Source organism: Aquimonas voraii, assembly GCF_900101825.1.
Classification (GTDB): Bacteria; Pseudomonadota; Gammaproteobacteria; order Xanthomonadales; family Xanthomonadaceae; genus Aquimonas; species Aquimonas voraii.
Window position 1 is genome coordinate 19,794 of sequence record NZ_FNAG01000004.1, and the last position, 13,243, is coordinate 33,036.

The 13,243-nt window shown below is 68.5% G+C and carries 9 protein-coding genes; 3 read left to right on the forward strand and 6 right to left on the reverse strand.

What is annotated here, in order from left to right; genetic code table 11:
• Positions 1 to 22: 22 nt before the first annotated feature.
• Entirely contained in the window at positions 23 to 1,045 is a 1,023-nt protein-coding gene (gene ilvC, locus BLP83_RS08915) for a ketol-acid reductoisomerase (protein WP_091241563.1), read from the reverse strand.
• A 73-nt stretch (positions 1,046 to 1,118) separates the two neighbouring features.
• Positions 1,119 to 2,762, reverse strand: coding sequence for a dihydroxy-acid dehydratase (gene ilvD / locus BLP83_RS08920; RefSeq protein WP_091241565.1), 1,644 nt, complete (start codon positions 2,760 to 2,762; stop codon positions 1,119 to 1,121).
• 438 nt (positions 2,763 to 3,200) lie between these two features.
• Between ilvD and BLP83_RS08925 the strand changes: the two genes are divergently transcribed.
• A complete protein-coding gene (locus tag BLP83_RS08925; protein ID WP_091241568.1) occupies positions 3,201 to 4,208 on the forward strand; it encodes a DUF2333 family protein in 1,008 nt (335 codons plus the stop codon).
• Position 4,209: 1 nt separating this feature from the next.
• Positions 4,210 to 5,835, forward strand: a complete 1,626-nt coding sequence (locus BLP83_RS08930) for a GGDEF domain-containing protein (RefSeq protein WP_091241570.1) — start codon at positions 4,210 to 4,212, stop codon at positions 5,833 to 5,835.
• A 230-nt stretch (positions 5,836 to 6,065) separates the two neighbouring features.
• Here BLP83_RS08930 and ppa read toward each other — a convergent pair whose 3' ends face one another.
• The 3 genes from ppa to BLP83_RS08945 form a co-directional block, all read right to left on the reverse strand.
• The gene (gene ppa, locus BLP83_RS08935; protein ID WP_091241573.1) at positions 6,066 to 6,614 is read right to left on the reverse strand and encodes an inorganic diphosphatase; all 549 of its coding nucleotides are present in this window, start codon (positions 6,612 to 6,614) and stop codon (positions 6,066 to 6,068) included.
• A gap of 227 nt (positions 6,615 to 6,841) precedes the next feature.
• Complete coding sequence (locus BLP83_RS08940; protein WP_091241577.1) at positions 6,842 to 8,875, reverse strand: sodium-translocating pyrophosphatase; 2,034 nt, start codon at positions 8,873 to 8,875, stop codon at positions 6,842 to 6,844.
• Between the two features lie 474 nt (positions 8,876 to 9,349).
• Entirely contained in the window at positions 9,350 to 10,114 is a 765-nt protein-coding gene (locus tag BLP83_RS08945; protein WP_091241580.1) for an NYN domain-containing protein, read from the reverse strand.
• A gap of 725 nt (positions 10,115 to 10,839) precedes the next feature.
• Here BLP83_RS08945 and BLP83_RS08950 point away from each other — a divergent pair.
• Positions 10,840 to 11,262, forward strand: coding sequence for a hypothetical protein (locus BLP83_RS08950; RefSeq protein WP_143006622.1), 423 nt, complete (start codon positions 10,840 to 10,842; stop codon positions 11,260 to 11,262).
• A gap of 129 nt (positions 11,263 to 11,391) precedes the next feature.
• On the opposite strand, the gene lpdA is transcribed toward BLP83_RS08950, so the two are convergent.
• Positions 11,392 to 13,191 carry a dihydrolipoyl dehydrogenase gene (gene lpdA / locus BLP83_RS08955; RefSeq protein ID WP_091241585.1) on the reverse strand — a complete coding sequence of 600 codons (1,800 nt, stop codon included), beginning with the start codon at positions 13,189 to 13,191 and terminating at the stop codon, positions 11,392 to 11,394.
• Positions 13,192 to 13,243: the final 52 nt, after the last annotated feature.

Here is a 13,243-nt window from a genome sequence, read left to right on the forward strand (position 1 = left end):
AGGCTGTGGGCGGCGCGGGCGTTCATGCGGCGGCGTCCTGCGGTTTGGTGGCGGCGTCGGCGGCTTTCGGCGCGGCATTCAGCCAGGCCATTTCGGCGCGCAGGGTCTTGCCGATCTTCTCGATCGGGTGATCCAGATCGGCCTGCTTCAGGCGCTGGTACTCGGGGTTGCCGGCCTTGTACTCGGCGATCCACTGGCGCGCGAAGGTGCCGTCCTGGATCTCGGTCAGGATGTCCTTCATGCGCGCCTTGGTGCCAGCATCGATCACGCGCGGGCCGCGGGTCAGGTCGCCGTACTGCGCGGTCTCGCTGATGAACTCGTGCATGCGGGTCAGGCCGCCGTCGTAGAGCAGATCGACGATCAGCTTCAGCTCGTGCAGGCACTCGTAGTAGGCGATCTCCGGCTGGTAGCCGGCTTCGACCAGAGTCTCCCAGCCGGCGAGCACCAGCTTCGTCGCGCCACCGCAGAGCACCGCCTGTTCGCCGAACAGATCGGTTTCGGTCTCTTCCTTGAAGGTGGTCTTGATCGCCTTGGCGCGCGCGCCGCCGACGCCGGCGCAGTAGGCCAGGGCCAGCGGCTCGGCCTTGCCCGAACGGTCGGCATGGACGGCGTAGACGCAGGGCACGCCGCGGCCGATCTCGAATTCGCGGCGCACCAGCGCGCCCGGGCCCTTGGGCGCGACCAGGATCACGTCAAGATCCTCGCGCGGGGTGATTTCGCCGTAGTGCACGTTCAGGCCGTGCGCGAACAGCAGGCAGGCGCCTTGTCGGATGTTCGGCTCGATGTGCTCGCGATACAGCTGCGGCTGCACCATGTCCGGCGTCAGCACGGCGATCAGGCCCGCTTCGCGGATCGCGTCTGCCGGCGACTTGACGGTGAAGCCATCCGCTTTCGCCTTGGCCTCGGTCGGGCCGCCCGGGCGCAGGCCGATGATGACGTCGGCGCCGGAGTCGCGCAGGTTGAGGGCGTGGGCGCGGCCCTGGCTGCCGTAGCCGATGATGGCGACGCGGGGCAGGGTGGCGGCGGGATTGTTCGGCTGGCTCATCGTCGGTTCCTTGGAAGGGCGGTGCGGTGGTGGGGGTGGGTCGTTCGCGGGGGCGAGGTTCGGGGCGTCGGCTTCAGCCGGTGGTGATTGCGCCGCGCGAAGCGGAGCTGACCAGTCGGGCGTACTTGGCGAGCACGCCGGTGTCGACGCGCGCAGCGATACGGGCAGGGATGCGGCGCGACAGGTCGGCGGTGGTTTCCAGCACGCGCCGATCGACGTCGATGATCACGGTGTCGCCGTCGGCCAGCTGGGCGATCGGGCCACCGCGCGCGGCCTCGGGGCTGGCGTGGCCGACCATGAAGCCGTGGGTGGCGCCGCTGAAACGGCCATCGGTGATCAGCGCGACCTCGTTGCCCAGGCCCTGGCCGACCAGGGCCGCGGTGACCGCCAGCATCTCGCGCATGCCGGGTCCGCCGGCCGGGCCCTCGAAGCGGATCACCACGATGTCGCCGGCTTGGATCTCGCGCGCCTGCACGGCGGCAAAGGCGGCGTCTTCGGAATCGAAGACCTTGGCCGGGCCCTCGTGGCGGCGGCGGCCATGGCCGGCCAGCTTGACGATGCAGCCCTCGGGCGCGAGGTTGCCGTAGAGGATCGAATAGCCGCCGCTGGGCTTCAGCGGATTGCTCAGCGGGCGAACGGCATCCTGGTTCGGATCGCCTGCCGGCGCGGCATCGATCTCGGCGAAGAAACTGCGGCCGGTCACCGTCGGCGCATCGGCCAGCAGGCCCGCGGCCTTCATCTCGCGGGCCACCAGCGCGGTGCCGCCCAGGGTGTAGAGCTCGGCGGCGGTGTAGCGTCCGCCGGGCTTGAGGTCGGCGATCACCGGCACTTCGGAGGCCGCCTGGAACTCTTCCAGATCGAAGGCCACGCCGGCTTCGTGCGCGATCGCCAGCAGGTGCAGCGCGGCATTGGTCGAGCCGGCGGTGGCCGAGACCGCGCGCGCGGCGTTGCGCAGGCTGTCGGCGGTGATGATCTCGCGCGGCAGCGGCCCATGGTTCGCGAACAGGCGCATCACCTGCTCGCCGCAGGCCTGGGCCGCGTCGCGCTTTTCCGGCGCAGGCGCGGGGATGTCGTTCAGGCCCATCGGCGACAGGCCTAGGAAGGTCATCACCATCGCCATCGTGTTGGCGGTGAACTGGCCGCCGCAGGCGCCGGCGCCGGGGCAGGCTTTCTTCTCGACTTCGAGCAGCTCGGCCTCGTCGATGCGCCCGGCCGAGTGCGCGCCGACCGCCTCGAACACGTCCTGGATGGTGATCGCCTTGTCCTTGCAGCGGCCGGGCAGGATCGTGCCGCCGTACAGGATCAGGCCGGGCAGGTTGAGCCGGCCCAGCGCCATTGCCGCGGCCGGGATGGTCTTGTCGCAGCCGACCAGCAGGACCACGGCGTCCAGACAGTGGCCGCGCACGGCCAGCTCGATCGAGTCCGCAATCACTTCGCGCGAGGGCAGCGAGGCGCGCATGCCGTCCGAACCCATGGCGATGCCGTCGGTGACGGCAATCGTGTTGAACTCGATCGGCGTGCCGCCGCCGCGCCGGATGCCGGTGCCGACGTGCTCGGCCAGCTCGCGCAGGTTGATGTTGCAGGGGCTGACGTCGGACCAGGTGTGAACCACCGCCACCAGCGGCTTTGCGATCGCAGCGTCGTCCAGGCCTGTGGCGCGCAGCATGGCGCGGGCGGGGGCACGGGCGGGACCGGTCTTGATGGCGTCGCTTTGCACGGGGGGAATCCTGGTGGCGGTGGAGGGGTGGAAGGCGGGCAAGAAAAAACCCCGCCTCGTTGCCGGGGCGGGGTTTTCGGTGTTTTCGGATCCTGGCCTGCTCTCAGGCTGTCTTCGGACCGTACTTTCCTATCCCGCGCCGGGTGGCAGGCCAATAAGAAGTACGAGTACGAGGAGCGCCAGCGCTGCCGCTGCGATGCGCGCATTCGTCGCCTGCACCTGGGCGGTGCGGGGGATCGCGAGAGCGCGGGGGCGGGTGGGCTGGCGGTTCATGCGCTGCAGCAAAACACAGGCTTTCGCGAAGTGTCAACGGCTGAAACGACATTAGGCCGAGACTTTCGTCGAAGCCTTTCGACTCCGCGCGCACATCGCAGCGTGCGTTCACGCGGCCGAGGCCCGCGCCTCTACACTGGCTCAGGCATTGCAAGGAGACCGCCCATGTCCAGCCCGATCTCGAAGCCCCGACGTCTCGCCCTCATCGCTGCGCCCTTGATCGGCCTGCCGCTGCTGGCGGTCCTTGGCCTCATGTGGTGGTGGGACAAAGAGCCCGATGTCTTCGACGTGGTTGTCCACGCCAAGGCGCGTTCCGCAGAGCGCGGCCAGCCGGTGGTGGTGGGCACGGTCAGCACCGAGACCTTGATCCGCGTCGCCGAGACCCTGCTCGACAAGCGTGGCGGTTACCTGAGCAACGACAAGCTGCCGCCGGGCTCGATCATGGACAACCTGCCCAACTGGGAATTCGGCGCGTTGGTGCAGACCCGCGATTTCGCCAAAGCCTTCCGCAACGAGTTCAGCCGCTCGCAGACCCAGAGCACCGAGGACGCCGACCTGCTGGAAGCCGACCCGCTGTTCTCCACCCCCTCCGACCGCTGGCTGCTGCCTGCGTCCGAGAGCCAGTACCGCAAGGCGATCGGCCACGTCGAGGGCTATCTCGACCGGCTCTCGGACAGCGATCCCTACTCGGCACAGTTCTATGCGCGCGCCGACAACCTCGCCGACTGGCTGGCCGTGGTCGAGAAGCGGCTGGGCTCGCTGTCGCAGCGGCTGTCGGCCAGCGTCGGCCAGATCCGAATCGACACCGACCGCGCCGGCGACCGCAGCGCCACCCAGAGCACCCCGGGCGTGTCGCCGCGGATGGTGCAGACGCCATGGACCGAGATCGACGACGTGTTCTACGAGGCGCGCGGCACGACCTGGGCCCTGCTGCATTTCCTGCGCGCGGTCGAGCACGACTTCGAGCCGGTGCTGCGCGACAAGAACGCCCTGGTCAGCCTCCGCCAGATCATCCGCGAGCTGGAGGAAAGCCAGCACCCGCTCGGCAGTCCGATCGTGCTGAACGGTTCGCCCTTCGGCTTCTTCGCCAACCATTCGCTGGTGATGGCCAACTACGTTTCGCGCGCCAACGCTGCGGTGATCGATCTGCGCCAGCTGCTGGAGCGCGGCTGAGATGTCGACCCCGCCGCGCTTCGCCGCGCTGTTGCTCCTGCTGCTGGCGCTGTGCCTGCAGACGAGCGGAGTCGCGGCGGGCGAGGCGGTGATCCGCGCCCACCCGGAATCGGCGGGCGTGCGCAGCCTGCCGGTGGACTGCTCCGACGCCGATACCGATGGCGAAGGCTGGACGCGCCACCGGATCGAGGCGCCGGCGGTGGGCTGGACCGCCAAACCGGTGGCGGTGCTGGTCAGCGGCATCGCGGTGGATCGCGTGCGCATCACCCAGGGCGATCGCGTCTACTGCGGGCAATACGGCGATGGTGCGCGCGCGGATTCGCGCTTCCGCACTGGCGTGGGCGGCGTGTTCGTGCCGGCCCAGGGCAGCCGCAATCCCGTGCAGGTGTCCGTCTCTGGCGCGGTGCTCGACCTGTGGCCGGTGGTGATCGATATCGGCCCGCCGGCCGCCGTACAGCGCGCCGATGCCCTGCGCTTCGCCTTCCGCGTGGCGGTGCTCGCGATCACCTTCAGCGTGGTGTTCTCGACCGCCCTGGCCTGGGTCGCCTTGCGGGAAGTCGCCCTGGCAAGCCTTTCGGTGAACACGGCGCTGGTGGTGGTGTGGAGCGCCCTCGTCACGGGGCTGTCGGGATTCCCCGAAGCCTGGCTTCCGGTTGGTGAGGCGCGGCTGCGCCTCCTGCTCAGCTCGCCCCTGCTGGTGGCGTCCATCACCGTGTTTCTGATGATGACATCGACCCGCCTGCGCACGAACTCGCGGGGCGCACGCCTGATCAGCATGGGCTGCGTCCTCCTGGCGACGCTGGCTGTGCCCGCCTGGCTGCTGCCATGGCATGCGATTCCCACCTTCGCCGCCTGGGCTGAATTCGGCGTGGCCTTGCTGTTTGGTGGGGTGGTGCTGGTCTCGCTACCTGGCATGCTGAGGCGCCGCCTGCTGCCGATGGCCAACCTGGTCGGCGCCCTGCCCTTGGCGCTCGTCAGCGCGTCTGGCGTGTTCCTGCCCTCGCTGCTGGGCGGCTGGAAGGTCGAGGCCTATGTCGCTGGCGCCGCCTGGATCGCCGTGGCTTCGAGCTCGATGCTGATGATGCGGCTGGCCAGCCTGCGCCGACAGCGCGATGAAATGCGGGCCTTGGCCGAGACCGATCCACTGACAGGCCTTCCCAACCGTCGGACCGCGATCGCCCGTTTGCAGGGCGAGGTCGAACGCCGGCGCACGCTGGGCACTGACTTCGGTCTGGTCTTCGTCGACCTCGACAACTTCAAACAGATCAACGACGGTTTCGGCCACAGCGCCGGCGACCGCGTGCTTGCCGCCGTGGCCCAGCTGCTGCGCGGCCTGGTGCGTGGGAGTGACATCGTGGCGCGGCTGGGCGGTGATGAGTTCGTGCTGATCCTGGTCGGCGCCGATGTCGCCACCACCGAGCGCTTGGCCGAGCGCGTGCGCGAGCGTATCGAACTGCTGCCGTTGGTGGGCAGCGGCCCCGAGGCGCCGTTGTCCTGCACCGCCAGCATCGGCGTGGTCGCCAGCGCCTGGCATCCGGACGCCGGTGCCGAGGAACTGCTGAAGCGCGCCGACGAGGCCATGTACGCCTCGAAGAAGGCCGGCCGCAACCGGGTGACGCGCGGCTGAAGCCCAGTCACTGCTGTCGCGGGCATGCGCGCCGTGACCAGAGCCGGGATTGGAGATTCGGGATTCGGGATTGGTCAGAGCGGGCGTGCGCCCCGCTGCAAAGGGCCGCCCTGCAGGCGAAGGGCCGCAGGCGGATCTCCCCTTTGGCGCAACCGTAAACGACAACGCCCGGCCAGGGGCCGGGCGTTGCGTTCATCCGCCGGATCGCTGCGCGGGCGTCCATCGCCGCATCAGAACTTCGGCTTGTCGTCGCTGCTGTTGTAGCGCTTCACCGCGTCCATCAGGATCGCCTTGGCCTCGGCGGCATTGCCCCAGCCGTCCAGCTTGACCCACTTGCCCTTCTCGAGATCCTTGTAGTGCTCGAAGAAGTGGCCGATGCGCTCCAGCCAGTGTCCCGAGACCTGCTCGATGTCGTTGATGTGGCTGTAGCCGCCGAACACCTTGCCCACCGGCACGGCGAGCAGCTTCTCGTCCGAGCCTGCCTCGTCGGTCATCTTCAGCACGCCGACCGGACGGCAGCGGATCACCGCGCCGGGGATCAGCGGCAGGGGCAGGATCACCAGCACGTCGGCCGGGTCGCCATCGCCGCAGAGCGTGTGCGGCACATAGCCGTAGTTGCAGGGATAGCGCATCGGCGTCGACAGGATGCGGTCGACGAAGATCGCGCCGGTGTCCTTGTCGACCTCGTACTTGACCGGCTCGGCATCCTTGGGAATTTCGATGACGACGTTGATCTCGTTCGGCACATCGCGGCCGGAGGGAACAAGTTCGAGGCCCATGGCTGGCTCCTGCGGGGGTAGGGAAGAAAGTCGGAAGCGGGTCAGGCCCGGCACCCGGGGCATTCCACGAGGCCCCGTCAGCCAGAGCCACCCTGATTGAAGGGCCACCCGCGCGGCGCGAAGGATACGGGATCGGCTGCTGCGGCGCACCAAGACATCGGTCGAGCCCCAACGCACGCGGCCCGCACAAGGCGGGCCGCGTGGGGGTCAAACGCTGATGGCAGCGCTTACAGCAGCGGAACCAGCAGCAGGGCGACGATGTTGATGATCTTGATCAGCGGGTTGATGGCCGGGCCGGCGGTGTCCTTGTAAGGGTCACCCACGGTGTCGCCGGTCACCGCGGCCTTGTGGGCTTCGCTGCCCTTGCCGCCGTGGTGGCCTTCCTCGATGTACTTCTTGGCGTTGTCCCAGGCGCCGCCGCCGGTGCACATCGAGATCGCCACGAACAGCCCGGTGACGATGGTGCCCATCAGCAGGCCGCCGAGCGCGGCCGGGCCCAGCAGCAGGCCGACCAGTACGGGGATGAACAGCGGCAGCATCGAGGGCAGGATCATTTCCTTGATCGCCGCGCGGGTCAGCAGGTCGACGGCCTTGTCGTACTCCGGCTTGCCGGTGCCTTCCATGATCCCCTTGATGTCGCGGAACTGGCGGCGCACTTCCTCGACCACCGCACCCGCCGCGCGACCCACCGCCTGCATGGCGTAGGCGCCGAACAGGAAAGGGATCATGCCGCCGATCAAGAGGCCGATCAGCACGTCCGGGCGGTCGATCGAGAAGTCGATGGCGTCGACGCCGAACTTCTCGTCCAGCTTGTGCGCGTAGTCGGCGAACAGCACCAGCGCGGCCAGACCGGCCGAGCCGATCGCATAGCCCTTGGTCACCGCCTTGGTGGTGTTGCCGACGGCATCGAGCGCGTCGGTGGTCTTGCGGATCTCGGGGCCCAGCTCGCTCATCTCCGCGATGCCGCCGGCGTTGTCGGTGATCGGGCCGTAGGCGTCCAGCGCCACGATCACGCCGGCCATCGACAGCATCGAGGTCGCGGCCACGGCGATGCCGAACAGGCCGGCCAGCTCGTAGCAGGCGTAGATCGCGGCGGCGACCGCCAGCACGGGGGCCGCAGTGGACTTCATCGACACCGCAAGTCCGGCGATCACATTGGTGCCGTGGCCGGTCTCGGAGGCCTTGGCGACCTGGCGCACCGGGCCGTACTCGGTGGCGGTGTAGTACTCGGTGATCACCACCATGGCGGCGGTGAGGCCGAGGCCGATCAGGGCGCAGGCGAACACTTCCGTGGCATGGGTCTGGATCATGTCCTGGGTGACGAACCAGAAGGCGATCGCCGCCAGCACGCCGGACACGATCAGGCCCTTGTACAGCGCCTTCATGATCTTGCCGTCGCTGCCAACCTTGACGAAGAAGGTGCCGATGATCGAGGCCACGATCGACACCGCGCCGATCACCAGCGGATACATCACGCCGCCGAAGCCGTAGGTGGCGAAGCTGATGCCGGCGATCAGCATGGCCGCGATGATGGTCACCGCGTAGGTCTCGAACAGGTCGGCCGCCATGCCTGCGCAGTCGCCGACGTTGTCGCCGACGTTGTCGGCGATCACCGCCGGGTTGCGCGGGTCGTCCTCGGGGATGCCGGCCTCGACCTTGCCGACCAGGTCGGCGCCGACGTCGGCGCCCTTGGTGAAGATGCCGCCGCCGAGACGCGCGAAGATCGAGATCAGCGAGCTGCCGAAGGCCAGGCCGATCATCGGCTGCATCGCCGCCTTGATCGCGGCCTCGTCATCGACCACGCCGCCGACGAACCAGAAGTAGCCGGCGACGCCGAGCAGACCCAAGCCCACCACCAGCATGCCGGTGATCGCACCGCCGCGGAAGCTCACCGCCAGCGCGGCATTGAGCCCTTCAGTGGCTGCCTGGGTGGTGCGCACGTTGGCGCGCACCGAGACGAACATGCCGATGAAGCCGGCCAGGCCCGACAACACCGCACCGATCGCAAAGCCAATGGCCGTGGGCCAGCCGAGGCCGGGCAGGAAGCCGATGATCAGCAGCAGGACCACGCCGACCACCGCGATGCTGGTGTACTGCCGGCGCAGGTAGGCGCTGGCGCCTTCCTGGATCGCCGCCGCGATCTTCTGCATCCGCTCGTTGCCGGTGGGCTGCGCCAGGATCCAGCGCGTCGAGAACACGCCGTAGAGGATGGCGAGCGCCGCGCAGGCGAGTGCCAGAGTCAAACCGTACTGCTGAAGCATTCAAATCCCTCCCAAAGCATTCAGGTGGACCCGTCGTGCGGGCCTTCGTGGACCGACGCGTCGCGAAGCGAGGAGGTGGATGGCACAGCGCTGCGGATGAAGCGCAGCCCATCCGATCAATCAGAGTTACGAGCCCCCCGGCCCAGGTAACGCCTGCCGCCCGATCAAGCGGGCGGGTCGAGTGTAGCGGGAAAGCATGAGAGCGGGGATTGGGGGTGAGGCGGCGCGTTTGCGCGGCATGCCGCGCGCGCCGCCGAACGCCCGAGCGCAGTGCGCGAGGGCCGGGGCCGTAGGCAGGCGGCGCGTTTGCGCGGCATGCCGCGCGCGCCGTCGAACGCCCGAGCGCAGTGCGCGAGGGCCGGGGCCGTAGGCAGGCGGCGCGTTTGCGCGGCATGCCGCGCGCGCCGCCGAACGCCCGAGCGCTGTGCGCGAGGGCCGGGGCCGTAGGCAGGCGGCGCGTTTGCGCGACCTGAATCAGCCGCCGCGACGTCGCCCGCGCGCGGGCTTGGGTTTGTTTGCGGCGCGACGCACTTCCACGCGCACGTGGCCGGCAGGCTCCACCGGTGTGCGCTTGATCTCGAAGGCAGCCAGCGATTCGAACAGCTGGCCGAGCTTCTGGTGGCCGTGGCTGCGCGGGTCGAACTCGGGCTGCAGGCGCCCGATCTGGTTGCCGACCTCACCGAGCTGCGCCCAGCCGTCGTCCTCGGCGGCGGCATCGACGGCCGAACCCAGCAGCGCGAGCAGGGCAGCATCGCCATCCGCGGGTGCGGTCGCGACGGTGGACTTCGCTTCCTCGCCGCCGAGCAGATCGGTGTAGACGAAGCGGTCGCAGGCGGCCACGAAGGGCCGCGGGGTCTTGCGCTCGCCGATGCCGATCACGTTCAGCCCACCCTCGCGCAGGCGCTGGGCCAGCCGGGTGAAGTCGCTGTCGCTGCTGACGATCGCCGCGCCCTGCAGCTGCTGGCCGTGCAGCAGGTCCATGGCGTCGATGATCATTGCGCTGTCGGTCGCATTCTTGCCGCTGGTGTAGCGGAACTGCTGGATCGGCTGGATGGAATGTTCCAGCAGGGTCTCTTTCCAGCGCCCGAGATTGGGCGTGGTCCAGTCGCCGTAGGCGCGCTTGATCCCTGCCACGCCGTACTTGGCGACCTCGGCCAGCATGCCGGCCACCAGCGAAGCCTGGGCGTTGTCGGCGTCGATCAGCACGGCGTAGCGGGGGGCGTCGGCACGGTTGCTCATGGCGTCTCGGGGTTGTGGCTGTCGTGAGCGACAGCATGCCGAAGACCCTTGCGGTTTGTCGCGCCACGCCGCACGAGACATCCATCGCTCGGCCTTTCGACCCGCTGCGCCGTCCAACTTGCGCAGCTTGGATCTTCAGCCCACGCCTGCACTGCTGGGCTTCCGCGTTCCGAGGTCGTTCGTCGCCGGAAGAAAACAAGATCAAGAGCTTTCGGTCGGCCCTGCGGCCCGCCCGAGTCACTTCTCTTTGCTTGGCCAAAGAGAAGTAACCAAGAGAAAGGCCACCCCTAGTCCGCGCCCTTGGTGCATCCATGCACCAAGGGTTCGCATGAGGCAGCCGGGGATTTCGGACAGGCCATCCCTGGCCTGTCGAAATCCTCGCCGGCATCCCTGCCGGCGACCCTGCGGGCTTATCGGCCACCTCACGCCGCTCCCCAGGGGCCCCGAGGAGAGCGCGGGCTCCTGCCCGCCAAAGCCACAGCCGGCTGTCGCGCGGCATAAGGCCCGATCTCGGATCTCAGCGGCGCATGCGAGCCACTGCGCCACCAGCCTCGGCATGCCCTGGGGCGCGGCGGTGCAGGATGCTCAGAGCTCGCTTCGCGCCAAGCATCAGGTCATGCTTTATGCACCGAGTTCGATCCACCAGATATGGCTCAAGCGAGATGCGCGTGGATGGCTATGGCGACTTGAATAGGTGTTTCCCTTGGCCTCGCGGGAGCACGGCGATGAGATGGTCCCTGCTGATGACGCTTTCCTTTGCCACTGCGGCACTCGCGACAACGCCAACGTCGGCCGAGCTGACGGGGGTGTATCTGAAGCATTCCACGGGCGCGATGTGGGATCCGGGGGTGCAACTCGTGCTCACCAGCAGCGGTCGAGGCATGCACGTGATTCTTAGGTGCGGCAAAGGCGACCTGTCGGGCGTTCCTGAAGTGTTGGCTGCGAAGGTGACGCGCGGAGAGGTCTCCTTCTCGCTGCCTGAGGGTGGAGACTCGCGTTGTCCCGCAGGCGACTACGAAGGCCGTCTTCGTGTGGTCGACGGGGTTGCGACGTCGCTGATTCTCCGCATGCCTTCGGTCGCTACAGCGCTGGATCTGCAGCGCGAGTCAGGGTTCGCCCCCGCCGGCTCCTTCTACCCGTACGAGTAGACGCGGGCTCGAATCGACGACGTGTCTGCCACGAGCCGGTGTGCCTGTGCTCCGGATTGCTAGTCCACGCCAGAACGCAACAAAGCCACCCGCAGGTGGCTTTGTGTGCGCGTTTCGTGGCGAGCCGAGCTACTTCTTCGGCAAATACAGATCGGTAATCGTCCCCTCATACACCTCCGCCGCCATGCCCACCGATTCACTCAGCGTCGGATGTGGGTGGATGGTGAGGCCGATGTCGCTGGCTTCGGCGCCCATTTCAATCGCGAGGCCGACTTCGGCGATCAGGTCGCCGGCGTTGGGGCCAACGATGCCGGCGCCGATCACCTTGTGGGTGTCTTCGTCGAACAGCAGCTTGGTGAAGCCTTCGATGCGGCCCTGGCCGATGGCGCGGCCCGAGGCCGCGTAGGGGAACTTGCCGACGCCGACCTTGATGCCCTTGGCCTTGGCTTCGGTCTCGCTGACGCCGACCCAGGCGATTTCCGGGTCGGTGTAGGCCACGCTGGGAATCACGCGGGCGACGAATTCGGTCTTGTGGCCGGCGGCGACTTCGGCCGCGACCTTGCCCTCGTGCGTGGCCTTGTGCGCCAGCATCGGCTGGCCGACCAGATCACCGATCGCGAAGATGTGCGGCACATTGGTGCGCATCTGCCGGTCGACGGCGATGAAGCCGCGCTCGGATACCGCGACGCCGGCGGCGTCGGCATTGATCTTGCCGCCGTTGGGCGTGCGGCCCACCGAGACCAGCACGCGGTCGAACAGCTGGGCCTCGGGCGCCTTGTCGCCCTCGAACGTCACCTTCAGGCCCTGCTTCTCGGCAACCACGCCGCTGACCTTGGTCTTCAGATGGATGCCCTTGAAGCGCTTGGCCAGGCGCTGCTGCAGCGGGCGCACCAGGTCCGGATCCGCGCCCGGCATCAGCTGGTCGGCCAGTTCGACCACGGTGACTTCCGCGCCCAGCGCCGCATACACGCTGCCCATCTCAAGCCCGATGATGCCGCCGCCGATCACCAGCAGGGACTTCGGAATTTCCTTCAGCTCCAGCGCATCGGTGGAGTCCATCACCCGCGGGTCGTCCCAGGGGATGCCCGGCAGCTTCACCGGCTGCGAGCCGGCGGCGATGACGGCGTGCTCGAAGCGCACGATCTTCGCGCCGTCGGCAGTCTGCACTTCAATCTCATTCGGGCTGATGAAGCGGCCGGTGCCGGTGACCGTGCGCACCTTGCGCTGCTTGGCCATGCCTGCCAGGCCACCGTTCAGCTGCTTCACCACTTTCGACTTGTAGGCGCGCAGCTTGTCGAGGTCGATCTTGGGCGCGCCGAACGTCACGCCGAAATCTTCGCCATGCGCCGCTTCGTCGATGACGCGCGCGGCGTGCAGCAGGGCCTTCGACGGAATGCAGCCGACGTTCAAGCAGACGCCGCCGATCTCCGGGTAGCGCTCGATCAGGATCACATCGAGCCCCAGGTCAGCGCCGCGGAAGGCGGCGGTGTAGCCGCCGGGGCCGGAACCCAGCACCGCGAGCTGGCAGGTGTAGTCGGCGCCGCGGCCGCTGGCGCTGGCGGCTTTCGGTGCGGGTGCTGCGGCCGCAGGCGCGGGCGCTGCTGCCGCGGCTGGCGTGGGTGCCGCCGCCGGAACTTGGGTCGCTGCGGGCGCAGACGCTGCGGGCGAAGACTTCGCAGCGCCGGCTTCTTCGACGCGCAGCCTGGCGATCACGCTGCCCTCGCTGACCGCATCGCCGACCTTGACCGTGAGCGACACCAGCACGCCGGCGTGCGAACTCGGCACTTCCATCGTGGCCTTGTCGGATTCAAGCGTGACCAGGCCTTGATCCTTGGCGATGCTGTCGCCGGGCTTGGCCAGCAGTTCGATCACCGGCACGTCGCTGTGGCCGCCGATGTCGGGCACCTTGATCTCGATTTCCGTGCTCACGCGCGCTCCTGGATGCGGTTGACGGCCGGATTGTAGCGGCTGCGCGCTACCC